Genomic DNA, 14,472 nt, shown 5'->3' with positions numbered 1-14,472 from the left:
CTCGTAGGCGCCGTCCTTGGCGCCTACGGTCCTGCACGGCCATGCTCTCCGCCTCTGGATACGTTCCTGCGAGCGCGGTGCGTTTCAGCGCCGACCATCTGCGTCTGCCGATCACGCGCTTCTGCCGATCATCCGCTGCTGCCGACCACCCGCTTCTGGTAGGTGCCAACCTTGGTTGGCACAGCTTTTGATTTTGATTTTGAGTTTCCGCTCTCGTTCCGCGCGCGCAGCAAACTGTCGAGAATGGGGCGGGTGGGCCAGGCAGGACCGCAGGCGCCAGGGGCCCGAGGCATGCCTCGGGCGGGTTGGGCAGGACGCCCAACCCCGGTCTTGCCGTGCGCGCAGGACAGCGCGCACGAGCAAGGCGCCTACGAGCCCCCATGGATGGGTTTACGGCGTGTCCTGACTGGCCCACCCGCCCCACTCAAACGAAGATCAAACGCGGCGCCGCGAACAACCGCTCTTACTTCGCGTACTGCCCACCGCAGTTGGCGTCCTTGCCCGGGCCAGTCTCGATCGTTGCCAGCAGCGCGGCCGGCGGGGCGATGCTGCCCAGCGCCAAGGCCACTGCGCCGCGCAGACCCAACGCCTTGAAGTCCGGGCGGAACGACGGGTCCTTGAAGGTGCCGCCGATGCGCAGTGGCGAGCGCAGTACCAGGATGCTCTTGTCCTTCGGCCGTGGCCGCAGCAGCAGGTCCAGCGATTCGTCGCGCAAATTCACCGTTCCCTCGCCAATCACGATGGTATCGGTGGTGTCCACCGCCAGTGCGCGGCTGGTCATCAAGCCATCGCGCACGCCGAAATCGGCGAAGGCGCAGCGCAGGGGAATCTGCCGGTCCCCGGTGAACAGGAACTTCACCGATTCGGTGATGTCCAGGCCGGCCAGCTCCATCACCAGGTTGCCCACGTGGCCGCGGCCCATCGCCACGCCCACGTCGCCGCTGCTGCCACCCAGCATCGCGGCGATCGAATTGCCGCGACCGCTCAGGTCGATCTGTCCGCTGATGCCGCCCTTGGCCTGCTCGGCCAGCTTCGCGTCCGGGAACAGCTGCCCCAACTGTACGCCTCGAACGCTGGCCTTCAGCGTGGTGGCAATCTGCGGCTGCCGCGCATCCATGCGGATCGTGCTGCGGATATCGCCACCGGCCACACCGAAATTCAGGGGATCCAGGCGCAGCAGGCCGTCGTCCAGCAGCAGATGCGCGTCCATGTCGTCCAGCGGCAGCGACGGTGCATTGATGCGGTGCGCTTTCCAGCGCACGTCGGCGTCCATCGCGCGCAGCTTGCCCAGGTTGTACGGCGTGTCCGGCAGCACACGGCTGCTGGCCGCCACCTGCGCTGCTTCGGCTTTCTGCTCGGCATTGGCGGTCTCGCCGCTGCCGGTCCTGGGCGGAGCGCCGACGAAGCCGGCCAGATCATCGAAATCCAGTCGGCGCGATTCCAGCGTGGCGGTAAGGCGTGGCCGGTCAAGGCCCACTTCGAACTGCAGGTTGCCGCCCAGATCGCTGTCACCGACTTTGCCGGTGAAGCGCTCGTAGCGCCACACACTGTGGTCGCGCTTCAGGCGGCCATTCAGGGCATACGGCGGCGATGGGGGAATGGCGATGCCCAGCAGCGGGTACAGGTCGGCCAGGTCCTGGCCACTGAGGGCGAACTGCAGGTCGAACAACTGCAGTGCGAACGGATTGGTCAGCGTGCCGCTGGCCACGGCATGGGTGCCGCCGGCACGGCCGTCCAGGTGGATGCGGAAGGGATGGGCGCTGTCGGTGAGCTGCAGGGGCGATTCGGTGCCGCCACTGAGGGTGAACGCATTGCCCTGCCAGCGGCCCTTGCCGGCCACCAGCAGGGGCGGCGCGGCGTCGCCTTGGCGCGGTTGGCCACTGCGCACGTTCAGACGGATATCGGTGCGGCCGCGCACATCGGAAAACTGCAGGCGTCCGTCGTCGATGAACAGGCGTTTCAGTTGCGGCGTGGTGCCACCGCTGCTGTCGCCGAGGAAATCCCAGTTGCCGGCCTCGCCTTCACGCGGCGCGGTCTGCAGCAGCACGTCGGGGCGGGTCAGGCGTACCTCGGGCAGCTGCACACTGCCGCGCAGCAGCGGCCAGACCCGCACGTCGATCTCCACCCGGTCGGCGCTGGCCATGTTCGGCTGCCGGGCCCAGACGGCGTTGGCGAAGGTGATGGCATCGGCGCGCACGGTGGTGGTGCGGCCCAGGTCCACGTCCAGATTACCGATGTGCAGGGCGCGCCCGGTGCGGGCCTGCACGGCACGCTCTACCGGGCCCTTGAACCAGTTCCAGTCCCACAGGGCGATGAGGACCAGGATCGCGGCCAGCACGAATACCAGAGCGGCCAGCCAGCGCTGGCCCCGGCGGCCGGGGCGGCGGAGGCGCCAGCGCGAACCGCGCGGCGTCGCAGGGGAAGGGGCAGCATTCACGCTGGCATCGTTGCCCCACCGGAGTGGACGCAGCGCGAAGCGCTCATGTGCATGGTGTGCACAGAAGCGCCGGACAGCAGGGCTACAGCACCTGCATGGTGACGGCCACGAAGTGGCAGACGCTGCCACCGATCACGAACAGGTGCCAGATCGCATGCGAATAGGGAATCGATTCGCGGTGGTAGAAATAGGTGCCAAGGGTGTAGGACAGGCCGCCACCGAACAGCCAGGCCAGGGTGCTGCCGTCGATGGAGGCCCACATCGGCTTGATCGCCACGATCACCAGCCAGCCCATGGCGATGTAGATGCCGGTGGAAAGCGCCTTGAAGCGGCCCGTGTAGAACAGCTTGAACACCACACCGCCCAGCGCCAGCGCCCAGATGGCCGTGAACAACCCCCAGCCCCAAGGGCCGCGCAGGCCGATCAGGGTGAAGGGGGTGTAAGTGCCGGCGATCAGCACGTAGATCGCGCAGTGGTCGAACACCTTCAGACGGCCCTTGGCCGTGGGGTGCTGGATGGCGTGGTACAGCGTGGAGGCGGTGTACAGCAGCAGCAGGGCGATGCCGAACACGATGGCGCTGGCCAGCTGCCAGCCGTCGCCGTAGATGGCGGCCAGGGTGATCAGTACGGCGCCGGCGGCCAACGCGAATACGGCGCCGAGCCCGTGGGTCAGGGCGCTGGCGATTTCTTCGCGGATGGAAGCAACAGTCGTGGTGGACATGGCGATGACGTGGTTCGCGGGGAGGGGGACCCGCAGCCCCCCTATCATCGCCGCGATGGCGGTCGCTTGCACCCCCGCCACCGTATGGTGGGTGAACCGGCGCCCATCCACGCATGGCGTGGATCTACCGGGCGCCGATCCGACCCCCGGCCGGTCAGGCCACCGAGACGGTGTGGGCGGCTTCGCGGGTGGCCGAGAAGCGCACGTCCGGCGCGCGTTCCTGCGCCAGCTGCAGGTTCACCCGGGTCGGGGCCAGGTAGACCAGCTGGCCGGCCGCATCCAGGGCCAGGTTCAGTGCGTTCTTCTCGCGGAACTCTTCCAGCTTCTTTTCATTGCTGCAGGTGACCCAGCGCGCGGTGGTCACGCTGACCGGCTCGAAGGTGGCTTCCACGCCGTACTCGTCCTTCAGGCGGTAGGCGGCCACGTCGAACTGCAGCACACCCACCGCGCCCAGGATCAGGTCGTTGCTGGTCAGCGGGCGGAAGAACTGGGTCGCACCTTCTTCGGACAGCTGGGCCAGGCCCTTCTGCAGCTGCTTCAGCTTGAGCGGATCACGCAGGCGCGCGCGGCGGAACAGTTCCGGGGCGAAGTTCGGGATACCGGTGAAGGTGACCGCTTCGCCTTCGGTGAAGGTATCGCCGATGGAAATGGTGCCGTGGTTGTGGATGCCGATCACATCGCCCGGCCAGGCTTCGGCGGCGATCTCACGGTCACTGGCCATGAAGGTCAGCGCGTTGGCCAGCTTCATCTCCTTGCCAGTGCGCACGTGGAAGGTCTTCATGCCGGCGTTGAAGCGGCCCGAGCAGATGCGCATGAAGGCCACGCGGTCGCGGTGCTGCGGGTCCATGTTGGCCTGGATCTTGAACACGAAGCCGGTCAGCTTGTTTTCCTGCGGGGCGATCTCCCGGCCGGTGGTGGCGCGTGCCTGCGGGGCGGGGGCGTGTTCGACGAAGAAATCCAGCAGCGGCTGCACGCCGAAGTTGTTCACGCCCGAACCGAAAAACACCGGGGTCTGCTTGCCGGCGCGGTAGGCGTCCAGGTCGAACGGGTGGCTGGCGCCCTGCACCAGTTCCAGTTCGTCGCGCAGCTCGGCCAGCATCTGTGCGCCGATCTTTTCGGCCAGGCCCGGCGCATCGATGGACGGGAAGATGGTCGAATCCTGGCGGGTGAAGTTGCGGCCCGGTTCGTACAGATGCACTTCGCCGGTCAGCAGGTGCACCACGCCCTTCAGGCGCTGGCCCATGCCGATCGGCCAGGTGACCGGGGCGCACTGGATGCCCAGCACGGTTTCCACTTCATCCAGCAGCTCGATCGGGTCCTTGCCCTCGCGGTCGAGCTTGTTGATGAAGGTCATGATGGGGGTGTCGCGCAGGCGGCACACTTCCATCAGCTTGATGGTGCGCTCTTCCACGCCCTTGGCCACGTCGATCACCATCAGCGCCGAGTCCACCGCGGTCAGCACGCGGTAGGTGTCCTCGCCGAAGTCGGCGTGGCCGGGGGTGTCGAGCAGGTTGACGATCTTGCCCTCGTAGGGGAACTGCATCACCGAGGAGGTGACGGAGATGCCGCGTTCCTTTTCCAGCGCCATCCAGTCGGAGGTGGCATGGCGGGCGGCCTTGCGGCCCTTCACCGAACCGGCCATCTGGATCGCGCCCCCGAACAGCAGCAGCTTTTCGGTCAGCGTGGTCTTGCCGGCGTCAGGATGGGAAATGATGGCGAAGGTGCGGCGGCGCGACGCTTCGGTGGCGACTTCGGACATGGCAGTGGCGCCCGCCCGGGGCGCTTTTCAAAGAGATAAGCGGCCGATTATACCGGCCGGGGCCGGTCAGCGCCCGGCACTGCCTTCGGCGCTGCTGTCACGGGCGAACTGCAGCTGCCCCTGCGCGGTGAAAATGCGCACCGGCACCGAGCGCAGGCCCATGCCGCGGTTCACCTGGACCACGAAGTGCAGGTGCGGGGCGGTGCTGAAGCCGCTGTTGCCCGACAAGCCGAGCGGCTGCCCGGCCTGCACCGCCTGGCCGGGCCGCACCCGCATGCCGCCGGCCTGCAGGTGCGCGTACAGCCCCATGCTGCCGTCGCTGTGCAGCACGCGGATGAAGTTGGCCCGGCCGCCATCGCGCTGGCGGTCCTGGCCATTGGCCTGGAAGCCGTCCTGCACCTGCATCACCGTGCCCTCGCGCGCGGCCATGACCAGGGTGCCTTCGGCCAGGGCGAAATCCACCGCATCGCGGTTCTCTTCGTCCTGGTGGCTGAAGCGACCATTGGGCGCCTGGTCCACGCGCAGCTGCGTGGCCTCGAAGGGCAGGCGATACGCCACGTCCTCGGCCTGCGCCGCTGGCGTGCCGGGCACCGCGTTCATGCGGACTTCCAGGGGGCGCCCATCGGCCGGGGCCGCCAGATGACCGACCACCAGGGTGCCGCCGCCCTGCACCAGCGACTGCACGGGCAGCCCTTCGATGGCCTGGCCAGGCGCGGCGCGCAGTTCGATCTGCAGCGGACCGGCCAAGGGGTTGTCGATCCGGGCCTGCCATTGCTCGCCAACCTGTTGCAGCCGCAGCTGTGCCAGCGGCGCAGCGTGTGGCGCTGTGGCGCGTTCTGCCGGGGTCGGGCCCGTCGACACCAGGCCCCAGCCCTGGCGCCAGTCGCTGGCGTGGGCAGGGGCTGCGGCCAGCAGGGCAGACAACAGGCAGCACAGGGGCAGGCGGGGCATCAGCGGTTCCGGCGGGGCGGGCGCCGGACTGTAGCCGATCCTGAACGGCGCTGGCGGTACTGCTTCCCGTTTCACCGTCCGGCATTCATTCATCGCTTTATCCGCATGAAGGGATTGACAGGCCCGGAATCCGCTGGCATCGTGGTTCCACCATCGAGACCGGCAGAGGGACAGGCCCTTTGAAGCCGGGGCAGCCCGCAGGCATGCAAATGCCGGCGTAGGTGCCAAATCCTGCGGGGACCGTGGCGTCCACCGAAAGATGGTTCGAGCGTGCACCGCCGGTGCATCTTGAACGCGAGCCCCGCGAAGGCTCGATGGCCGATTCCCAACTGGATCCCGCCATGAGCTTCGCCCCCAGTACCGTGCTTCGCCCCGAATCCTTTGCCCCCGTCAGCGTGCCGGTCGATGACCGCGTGCACGCCGAGCGCGGCGAGTTCGCCGCGGTGCTGTCGATGCGCCACGCCGGCCCGTGCCCGGTGCGCCTGCGCTACGAGTGGGTCGGCCCGGCCACTGCGCCGGTGGTGGTGCTGGCCGGTGGCATTTCCGCCCACCGCCATGTGGCCAGCAACCCGCAGTTCAGCGAAAAGGGCTGGGCCGAAGGCCTGGTCGGCGCCGGGCGCGCGCTGGACCCGCAGCAACTGCGGGTGCTGGCCTTCGATTTCATCGGCGCCGACGGCGCGCTGGATGTGCCGATCGACACGGCCGACCAGGCCGACGCCCTGGCCCTGCTGCTGGACCATCTGGGTGTGCGCACACTGAAGGCCTTCGTCGGCTATTCCTATGGCGCGCTGGTGGGCCAGCAGTTCGCCGTGCGCCACCGTGCGCGGGTGCGCCAGCTGGTGCTGGCCAGCGGTGCGCACCGCCCGCATCCCTATGCAGCCGCCTGGCGCGCGCTGCAGCGCCGTGCCGTTGCGCTGGGCCAGCTGCAGTGTGGCGAAGACCACGGCCTGGCCCTGGCCCGTCAGTTCGCGATGCTCAGCTACCGCACCCCGGAAGAGTTCGGCGAACGCTTCGACGCTGCGCCGGAAGTGGTCAACGGGCGCGTGCGGGTCGCCGCCGAAGACTATCTGGACGCGGCCGGTGCGCAGTACGTGGCGCGCACGCCGGTGACCGCGTACCTGCGCCTGTCCGAATCGATCGACCTGCATCGGGTGGACCCCGCCGCCATCCTGCCGCCCACCGTGGTGGTGGCCGTGGAAGGCGACCGCCTGGTGCCGCTGGCCGACCTGGTCGGCCTGGTCGAGGGCCTGGGCCCGCGCGGCAGCCTGCGCGTGCTGCGCTCGCCCTACGGCCACGATGCCTTCCTGAAAGAAACCGATCGCATCGACGCGATCCTCGCTACCGCCTTCCGCACTTCTGGAGAGACCGCATGAGCCTGCACGCCACCGAGCCGTCCTGTAGCCGCACCACCGCCGCGGTCCGCGCCGGGATCGACCGCGACACCGCCCACGGTGCGGTCACCCCACCGATCGTGCTGTCCTCGAATTTCAGCTTCGAAGGCTTCGGCAACAAGCGCCAGTACGACTACACCCGCAGTGGCAACCCCACCCGCGATCTGCTGGGCGAAGCCCTGGCCGAACTGGAAGGCGGCGTAGGTGGCGTGGTCACCGCCACGGGCATGGGCGCCATCAATCTGGTGTTGAACGCGCTGCTGCAGCCCGGCGATACGCTGGTGGTGCCGCACGATGCCTACGGCGGCAGCTGGCGCCTGTTCAACGCGCTGGCCAAGAAGGGCCACTTCGAACTGGTCACCGCTGATCTGACCGATCCGCGCGCGCTGGCCCAGGCCCTGGCCACCCAGCCGAAGCTGGTGCTGGTGGAAACGCCGTCCAACCCGCTGCTGCGCATCACCGACCTGCGCTTCGTGATCGAAGCCGCACACAAGGCCGGCGCACTGGTGGTGGTGGACAACACCTTCCTGTCGCCGGCACTGCAGCAGCCGCTGGCCTTCGGCGCCGACTTGGTGCTGCATTCCACCACCAAGTACATCAATGGCCACAGCGATGTGGTGGGTGGCGCGGTGATCGCGCGCGATCCGGCCGTGCATGAACAGCTGGTGTGGTGGGGCAATGCGCTGGGCCTGACCGGTTCGCCGTTCGATGCCTTCCTGACCCTGCGCGGCCTGCGCACGCTGGATGCGCGCCTGCGCGTGCACCAGGAAAACACCGCGTCCATCGTCGCGCTGCTGGACGCACACCCGGCGGTGGCGCGGGTCTACTACCCGGGCCTGGCCGATCATCCCGGCCACGCCATCGCCGCGCGCCAGCAAAGTGGCTTCGGCGCGATGCTGTCCTTCGAACTGGCCGACTGCGAAGGCGACGATCCGCATGCGGCGGTGCGCGCCTTCGTTGATGGCCTGCGCTGTTTCACCCTGGCCGAATCGCTGGGCGGTGTTGAAAGCCTAGTCGCGCACCCGGCCACCATGACCCATGCGGCGATGACCGCCGAAGCCCGTGCCGCGGCTGGGATCAGCGAGGGCTTGCTGCGTCTGTCGGTCGGCATCGAGGCCGAACGGGACCTGCTGGCCGACCTGGACGCGGCGCTGCAGCGCGCCGAAGCGGCGATCGACCATGCCGCACGCCGCAAACAGGTGGTGGATGCATGAGCGCAGTGGCCGCTGAACTTCCCGCCGTTGCCACAGGCCGGTTGGCACTGCTGGGTACCGGCACGGTGGGCACGGCCTTCGTGCAGCGCTACCAGGCCCTGCAGGCACGTGGGCTGACACTGCCGGGCGTGCAGTGGCTGGCCAATTCGCGCACCGCACTGGCCATCGATCGCGATCTGGCGGTGCCGCTGGAACTGGCGCGGCGTGCCCCGCGCGACGGCCAGGGCGCGCCGCGCTGGGCCGGTACCGAAGGCCTGGAACGCGGTGACGTGGTGGTGGATGCAACGGCCAGCGAAGAGGTGGCCGCACGCCACGTGCAGTGGCTGGCGCGGGGCGTGCACGTGGTCACCGCCAACAAGCTGGGCCGTGGTGCACAGCTGGCGCGTGCGCAGGCCATCGCCCACAGCTGCGCCGACAGTGGTGCGCGCTACGGCGACAGCGCTACGGTCGGTGCCGGCCTGCCGCTGCTCAGCAGCCTGCGCGCGCTGGTGGCCGGCGGTGACCACATCCATGCAATCGAGGGCGTGCTGTCCGGGTCACTTGCCTGGCTGTTCCATCGCTACGACGGCCAAGCGCCGTTCTCGGCCGCGGTACGCGAAGCGCTGGCGGCGGGCTACACCGAGCCGGACCCGCGGGTGGATCTGTCCGGTGAAGATGTGCGGCGAAAGCTGCTGATCCTGGCGCGAAGCAGCGGTCTGGCGCTGGACGCCGCACAGGTGCAGGTGGAATCGCTGGTGCGTGAAGCGCTGGCCGCGTTGCCGCTGGAACAGGCGCTGGCTGCACTGGAACAGTTGGATGCGCCGCTGCAGGCGCGTTGGCAGCAGGCGCACGCGCAGGGCCGCGTGCTGCGCTTCGTCGGTCGCGTGGATGCGCAGGGCGCACAGGTGGGCCTGCGCGAGCTGGCCGCCGATCATCCGCTGGCACAGGGCGCTGGCACCGACAACCGCGTGGCCATCCACAGTGATCGTTACCGCCAGCAGCCGCTGCTGATCCAGGGGCCCGGGGCCGGTGCCGAAGTGACGGCGGCGGCCCTGCTGGATGATGTGCTGCGCATCGTGGGTTGAGGCATCGCCGGGCATGGCCCGGCGCTACCTGGATGGCGCACCGGTAGCGCCGGGCCATGCCCGGCGGACCGCCGTCAACGCGTCTTCAACGCCTTCAGCAACGCGGCATTGAACTGCTTCGGATCCTGCACCTGCGGCGAATGCCCCAGCGCAGCGAATTCCACCAGCGTTGCCCCGGGAATGGCGGCGGCCGCCGCCTTGCCCAGTGCAGGGTAATTGCCCAGCGTCGCCTTCAGTTCCGCCGGTGCCTGGTCGCGGCCGATGGCGGTACGGTCCTTCTGCCCGATGAACAGTGTGGTGGGCACCTGCAGGTTCTTCAGTTCGTAGACCACCGGCTGGTTGAACACCATGTCCGAGGTCAGCGCCTGGCTCCAGGCTACCGCCTGCTTGCCCGGGCCGGCGTACATGCCCGACTGCATGCGTGCCCAGGTTTCATAGGCCGGCTTCCATTTGCCGTCGTAGTAGACGTCCAGCTGGTAGCGGCGGATGCTGTCATAGCTGATGTTCATTTCACCGGCGTACCACGCATCCACGCTGCGCCACGGCACGCCCAGCGCCTTCCAGTCTTCCAGCCCGATCGGGTTGACCAGCGACAGGCTGCGCAGATCCTGCGGATAGGTAAGCGCGTAGCGCACGCCCAGCATGCCGCCCATCGAATGGCCGACCAGGTGGACCGGCAGTTCGCCCAGTTGCAGGTGCTGCAGCAGGGCGTGGGTGTTGGCTGCCAGCTGCCCGAACGAATACTGGTAGCGCTCGGGCTTGCTGGATTTGCAGAAGCCGACCTGGTCGGGGGCAATGACCCGGTAGCCGGCGGCCACCAGCGGCTTGATGGTTTCCTTCCAGGTGGCGGCGCAGAAATTCTTGCCATGCAGCAGCACGACCACGCCGATGGGAGACTTCTTCGGCGCGATGTCCAGGTAGGCCATCTCCAGCGGTTGCTGCTGCGATTCCAGGCTGAAGGTCTTCACCGGATAGCCGTAGTCGAAGCCCTCCAGCCGCGCACCGTAGGTCGGGGGCGGCGCGGCCAGTGCGGACAGGGGCAGGCAGGAAAGCAGTGCGACAGCGACCAGGCGCATGGGGTTCTCCGTGGCAGGGAACCCCGAGCCTAACCGCAAAACGTTACCGCCGCTGCCGCCGGTAGAGTCGAGCTTGCTCGACTATCGCGCGTAGCGCGGGTTCACGCAGCCTGCCTGTAGAGTCGACTGTCAGTCGACTATCGCGCGTAGCGCGGGATCTCGCGGCCTGCCGGTAGAGCAGTCGACTGACAGTCGACTCTACCCCACGCACGTGATCAGCATTCGATCACGTTCACCGCCAAACCACCGCGGCTGGTTTCCTTGTACTTGTCCTGCATGTCGCGGCCGGTATCGCGCATGGTCTTGATCACCTTGTCCAGCGATACCTTGTGCTTGCCGTCGCCACGCATGGCCATGCGCGAGGCATTGATCGCCTTCACCGCCCCCATGGCGTTGCGTTCAATGCACGGAATCTGCACCAGCCCGCCAATCGGGTCGCAGGTCAGGCCCAGGTTGTGTTCCATGCCGATTTCCGCAGCGTTCTCGATCTGGCTGGGGTTGCCGCCCAGCGCAGCGACCAGGCCGCCGGCAGCCATCGAACACGCAACGCCCACTTCGCCCTGGCAGCCCACTTCGGCGCCGGAAATCGAGGCGTTTTCCTTGTACAGAATGCCGATTGCCGCCGAGGTGAGCAGGAAGTCGAACACGCGCTGTTCGTTCGCGCCGGGGCAGAAGCGGTCGAAGTAATGCAGCACGGCGGGCAGGACGCCGGCGGCGCCGTTGGTCGGCGCGGTCACCACGCGGCCACCGGCAGCGTTCTCTTCGTTCACCGCCAGCGCGTACAGGTTCACCCAGTCCAGCGTGGTCAGCGGGTCGCGCATGGCGGCCTCGGGCTTGGAGGACAGCTCGCGGTACAGCGCCGGTGCGCGACGGCCTACCTTCAGCCCGCCGGGCAGCACGCCTTCCTCGCGGATGCCGCGTGCCACGCACGACTGCATCGCGCTCCAGATCTCGCGCAGCTTCTCGCGGATCTCCTCTTCGCTGCGCCAGCACTTCTCGTTCTCGAACATCAGCTGGGCAATGCTCAGGCCGCTGCGCGCGGTCTGCGCCAGCAGTTCGTCGCCGCTCTTGAACGGGTAGGGCAGCGGGGTCTCGTCGGGCACGATGCGGTCGTCGGCGGCATCGTCCTGGTTGACCACGAAGCCGCCGCCCACCGAGTAATAGTCGCGGGTGGCGATCACTTCATCGTCGGCGTTGTAGGCGGTGAAGCGCATGCCGTTGGTGTGGTAGGGCAGCTTCTGCCGCTTGTTCATGCCCAGGTCGCGCTTCTCGTCGAAGGCGATCTCGTGCTGGCCCATCAGCAGGATGCGCTTGCTGCTGCGGATGCGTTCCAGCGTGGCCGGAATGATGTCCGGGTCGATCAGGTTCGGGCGCTGGCCTTCCAGGCCCAGCAGGATGGCCTTGTCGGTGCCGTGGCCGCGCCCGGTCAGGGCCAGCGAGCCGTAGACATCGGCGCGGATGCGCGCCACCTCGTGCAGGCGGCCCGGGTCCAGCAGCCAGCGGTGGATGAAGCGTTCGGCGGCCTTCATTGGCCCGACGGTGTGGGAGGAGCTCGGGCCAATGCCGATCTTGAAAACGTCGAACGTGCTGACAGCCATGGTTGCCGTACTGCGGGTACCGGAAGAGGCCGCTATTCTAGCCGTTCGTGCTGCAGGGCCATGCCTGCGGCGCAGCATTTCCGCCGGCGGAGCCTGAACCGTGCTGACCCTGTTCCAGCGAGACGATTGCCATCTGTGTGACCTGGCCCTGGCCGAACTGGCCAAGGCGCGGGCGCCGGAGTTCGATTCGGTGTTCCTGGATGACCAGCCGGCGCTGGAAAGCCGCTACGGCACGCGGGTGCCGGTGCTGCGGCATGAGGCCAGCGGCCGCGAACTGGATTGGCCGTTCGATGCCGCGACCGTGCAGGCCTGGCTGGCCGTGGGGTGAAGCCGCCGGACCATGCCCGGCGGCGGTCCCGCATTATTTCGCGTCGAACTTGACGATGGTGCTGATCGCGGTTTCGTCCGGGATGGTCTTGGTATCGGCCCAGTCGCCGCCGCCCACACCGAAGTCCAGGCGCTTCACGGTGGCCTTGCCGGTCAGCACCGGCTGGGTGCCTGGCTTCCAGCTGAAAGTGAAGGTGACCGGCTTGCTCACCCCGCGCAGCTCCAGCGTACCGTCAGCGGCGAACTGGTCGTTGCCCACCGCGCGGAAGCCCTTGGCGGTGAAGTGGGCGGTGGCGAACTTGCCGACATCGAAGAAGTCCGCGCCCTGCAGGGTGGAATCACGGTCGCTGTTGCCGCTCTTGGCGCCGGCCAGCGGAATGGTCACGTCCAGAGAGCCTGCGGCCGGATTGGCCGGGTCGAAGCTGAGCTTGGTGCTGAACCCCGGGAAGGTGCCGGTGAACACTTCACCGTCGTACTTGCTGGCAAACACCAGGATCGAGCCGGCGCCAGCGGCCTGGGTGTAATCGGCGGCCAGCACCGGGGCAGTGGCCAGCAGGCCGGCCAGGGCAGCGGCCACGGCGGCCGGGGTGGTCAGTTTCAGGGTCATCGGTCAGTCCTTCTGTGGGGTGGCGAGCCAGCCACGCGGCAGCATCCGCGACAAGGTGGCATCACGCTGGAACAGGTGGTGGTAGAAGGCAGCGCCGGCATGGGCCAGCACCACCGCGATCAACAGCCAGAAGCCATATTCGTGCAGGGCGTGGGAGACGGCCACCACCTGCGGGTCAGGCCCGCTCAGCTTCGGCACATCCACCAGGCCGAACCAGCGGAACGGCCGCAGGCCGCTGGCCGAGTCGTACAGCCAGCCGGACAGCGGAATGGCGAACATCAGCACATACAGCAGCACGTGGGTGGCGCTGGCGATGCGTTCCTGCCAGCTGGGCGTGCCCGGCACCGGGTTGGGCGCGCCGGCGTACAGGCGCCACACCAGGCGCAGCAGCACCAGGGCCAGCACGGTGATGCCGATGGATTTGTGCGCGGTGTAGACCCAGAAATACTTCGGTGTCTTCGGCAGTTCGCCCATGGTCAGGCCGATGATGCCCAAGGCGAGGATCAGCAGGGCGATCAACCAGTGCAGGGTCTGGCTGACGCTGCCCCAGGCAGCGGGCGTGTTCTTGGCGGTCATGGCGTGTCCTTCGGGGCCGTCGGGCTGTCGGAGTGGCTGTCGGGGGCAGGAGTTCCCGGGCGCGCGCTGCGGTCCAGCGCCGCTTCGGCTTCGATTCTGATCTGTACGCTGTCGCCGATCACGCCCGGCCAGGCGGTGATGCCGAAGGCGCGGCGGCTGAGCGTGGTGGTGGCCGAGAAGCCGGCGGTGCGGCGGAACGGCGGCAGCGGGTAGCGCTTGACCGCGTTGAGGGTGACATCCAGCACCACTTCCTGGCTGACCCCGCGCAGGGTCAGCGTGCCAACCACGCGCGCATGGGTGGGATCGATCGGTTCCACCCGGGTGGATACGAAGCGCGCACTGGGGAAGCGTTCGCCATCCAGCAGGCTGCTGGCCAGGGTGGCCTGGTTCCACTTGGCATCGCCCAGGTCCAGCCGCGCCACGGGAATCTCGACCTCCAGCGTGGCCTCGCGCCAGCTGTCGCCATCGAACTGCACGATGCCCTGGCTGCCGGAGATGGTGCCCAGTGCCTGCGAATAGCCGGCGTGGTCGATGGCGAACAGCACGCGGGTATGCACCGGGTCGATGCGCCAGGCGTCGGGGGCGGCCCAGGCCGGTGCAACCGCAAGCAGCAGGGGCAGCAGGGCCAGGCGTAAACGCATCGGGCACGTACTCGGTTGGAAGAAGCCCCGATCATACGCACAGCACCGCGGCCTGGACGTGTGCACGGCTGCAACAGTTCGTGGTGGCAATGCGGCTGGAAACAGGCTGT

The 14,472-nt window shown here is 68.2% G+C and carries 13 protein-coding genes and 1 riboswitch; of the genes, 4 read left to right on the top strand and 9 right to left on the bottom strand.

Going from position 1 to position 14,472, the window contains the following annotated elements:
• Window positions 1-463: 463 nt before the first annotated feature.
• From C1932_RS14720 to C1932_RS14705, 4 genes are all read right to left on the bottom strand, one after another.
• The gene (locus C1932_RS14720; RefSeq protein ID WP_108762663.1) at window positions 464-2,437 is read right to left on the bottom strand and encodes an AsmA family protein; all 1,974 of its coding nucleotides are present in this window, start codon (window positions 2,435-2,437) and stop codon (window positions 464-466) included.
• A gap of 82 nt (window positions 2,438-2,519) precedes the next feature.
• Window positions 2,520-3,158 (bottom strand): hemolysin III family protein, encoded by a 639-nt coding sequence (locus C1932_RS14715; protein ID WP_108753864.1) that lies wholly within the window; start codon window positions 3,156-3,158, stop codon window positions 2,520-2,522.
• 154 nt (window positions 3,159-3,312) lie between these two features.
• Window positions 3,313-4,917: a peptide chain release factor 3 gene (locus C1932_RS14710; RefSeq protein ID WP_108750781.1), complete on the bottom strand. Its 1,605-nt coding sequence runs from the start codon at window positions 4,915-4,917 to the stop codon at window positions 3,313-3,315.
• A gap of 66 nt (window positions 4,918-4,983) precedes the next feature.
• Complete coding sequence (locus C1932_RS14705; RefSeq protein ID WP_108763461.1) at window positions 4,984-5,868, bottom strand: M23 family metallopeptidase; 885 nt, start codon at window positions 5,866-5,868, stop codon at window positions 4,984-4,986.
• A 147-nt stretch (window positions 5,869-6,015) separates the two neighbouring features.
• Window positions 6,016-6,134: riboswitch (SAM riboswitch) on the top strand.
• A gap of 75 nt (window positions 6,135-6,209) precedes the next feature.
• Between C1932_RS14705 and C1932_RS14700 the strand changes: the two genes are divergently transcribed.
• Genes C1932_RS14700 through C1932_RS14690 form a run of 3 tightly spaced genes read left to right on the top strand, consistent with a single transcriptional unit; the run spans window position 6,210 to window position 9,537 of the window.
• Entirely contained in the window at window positions 6,210-7,241 is a 1,032-nt protein-coding gene (locus C1932_RS14700) for a homoserine O-succinyltransferase (RefSeq protein ID WP_108754858.1), read from the top strand.
• Entirely contained in the window at window positions 7,238-8,473 is a 1,236-nt protein-coding gene (locus C1932_RS14695; protein ID WP_108756919.1) for an O-succinylhomoserine (thiol)-lyase, read from the top strand. The genes C1932_RS14700 and C1932_RS14695 overlap by 4 nt, the downstream gene beginning before the upstream one ends.
• Window positions 8,470-9,537, top strand: coding sequence for a homoserine dehydrogenase (locus C1932_RS14690; protein WP_108762662.1), 1,068 nt, complete (start codon window positions 8,470-8,472; stop codon window positions 9,535-9,537). The genes C1932_RS14695 and C1932_RS14690 overlap by 4 nt, the downstream gene beginning before the upstream one ends.
• Before the next feature lie 74 nt (window positions 9,538-9,611).
• Here the strand turns inward: C1932_RS14690 and C1932_RS14685 are convergent, their stop codons facing one another.
• Together C1932_RS14685 and C1932_RS14680 are read right to left on the bottom strand one after the other, a co-directional pair.
• Window positions 9,612-10,613: an alpha/beta hydrolase gene (locus C1932_RS14685; RefSeq protein ID WP_108762661.1), complete on the bottom strand. Its 1,002-nt coding sequence runs from the start codon at window positions 10,611-10,613 to the stop codon at window positions 9,612-9,614.
• 215 nt (window positions 10,614-10,828) lie between these two features.
• Window positions 10,829-12,211 (bottom strand): L-serine ammonia-lyase, encoded by a 1,383-nt coding sequence (locus C1932_RS14680; RefSeq protein WP_108750776.1) that lies wholly within the window; start codon window positions 12,209-12,211, stop codon window positions 10,829-10,831.
• 100 nt (window positions 12,212-12,311) lie between these two features.
• Between C1932_RS14680 and C1932_RS14675 the strand changes: the two genes are divergently transcribed.
• Window positions 12,312-12,539, top strand: coding sequence for a glutaredoxin family protein (locus C1932_RS14675; RefSeq protein ID WP_108762660.1), 228 nt, complete (start codon window positions 12,312-12,314; stop codon window positions 12,537-12,539).
• A 33-nt stretch (window positions 12,540-12,572) separates the two neighbouring features.
• On the opposite strand, the gene C1932_RS14670 is transcribed toward C1932_RS14675, so the two are convergent.
• The 3 genes from C1932_RS14670 to C1932_RS14660 are packed head-to-tail and all read right to left on the bottom strand — an operon-like array spanning window position 12,573 to window position 14,362.
• Window positions 12,573-13,145, bottom strand: coding sequence for a YceI family protein (locus C1932_RS14670; protein WP_108750774.1), 573 nt, complete (start codon window positions 13,143-13,145; stop codon window positions 12,573-12,575).
• Window positions 13,146-13,148: 3 nt separating this feature from the next.
• Window positions 13,149-13,721, bottom strand: coding sequence for a cytochrome b (locus C1932_RS14665; protein WP_108762659.1), 573 nt, complete (start codon window positions 13,719-13,721; stop codon window positions 13,149-13,151).
• A complete protein-coding gene (locus C1932_RS14660; RefSeq protein ID WP_108762658.1) occupies window positions 13,718-14,362 on the bottom strand; it encodes a YceI family protein in 645 nt (214 codons plus the stop codon). Before C1932_RS14660 ends, C1932_RS14665 begins: the two co-directional genes overlap by 4 nt.
• Window positions 14,363-14,472 lie beyond the last annotated feature (110 nt).

Source organism: Stenotrophomonas sp. YAU14D1_LEIMI4_1 (genome assembly GCF_003086815.1).
Lineage (GTDB): Bacteria > Pseudomonadota > Gammaproteobacteria > Xanthomonadales > Xanthomonadaceae > Stenotrophomonas.
This window is presented reverse-complemented; position numbering and strand designations above follow the sequence as displayed.

Coding starts and splice junctions, on each gene's coding strand:
- C1932_RS14715 (WP_108753864.1), bottom strand. CDS start 3,158: ATGTCCACCACGACTGTTGCTTCCATCCGCGAAGAAATCGCCAGCGCC.
- C1932_RS14710 (WP_108750781.1), bottom strand. CDS start 4,917: ATGTCCGAAGTCGCCACCGAAGCGTCGCGCCGCCGCACCTTCGCCATC.
- C1932_RS14705 (WP_108763461.1), bottom strand. CDS start 5,868: ATGCCCCGCCTGCCCCTGTGCTGCCTGTTGTCTGCCCTGCTGGCCGCA.
- C1932_RS14700 (WP_108754858.1), top strand. CDS start 6,210: ATGAGCTTCGCCCCCAGTACCGTGCTTCGCCCCGAATCCTTTGCCCCC.
- C1932_RS14695 (WP_108756919.1), top strand. CDS start 7,238: ATGAGCCTGCACGCCACCGAGCCGTCCTGTAGCCGCACCACCGCCGCG.
- C1932_RS14690 (WP_108762662.1), top strand. CDS start 8,470: ATGAGCGCAGTGGCCGCTGAACTTCCCGCCGTTGCCACAGGCCGGTTG.
- C1932_RS14685 (WP_108762661.1), bottom strand. CDS start 10,613: ATGCGCCTGGTCGCTGTCGCACTGCTTTCCTGCCTGCCCCTGTCCGCA.
- C1932_RS14680 (WP_108750776.1), bottom strand. CDS start 12,211: ATGGCTGTCAGCACGTTCGACGTTTTCAAGATCGGCATTGGCCCGAGC.
- C1932_RS14670 (WP_108750774.1), bottom strand. CDS start 13,145: ATGACCCTGAAACTGACCACCCCGGCCGCCGTGGCCGCTGCCCTGGCC.
- C1932_RS14665 (WP_108762659.1), bottom strand. CDS start 13,721: ATGACCGCCAAGAACACGCCCGCTGCCTGGGGCAGCGTCAGCCAGACC.
- C1932_RS14660 (WP_108762658.1), bottom strand. CDS start 14,362: ATGCGTTTACGCCTGGCCCTGCTGCCCCTGCTGCTTGCGGTTGCACCG.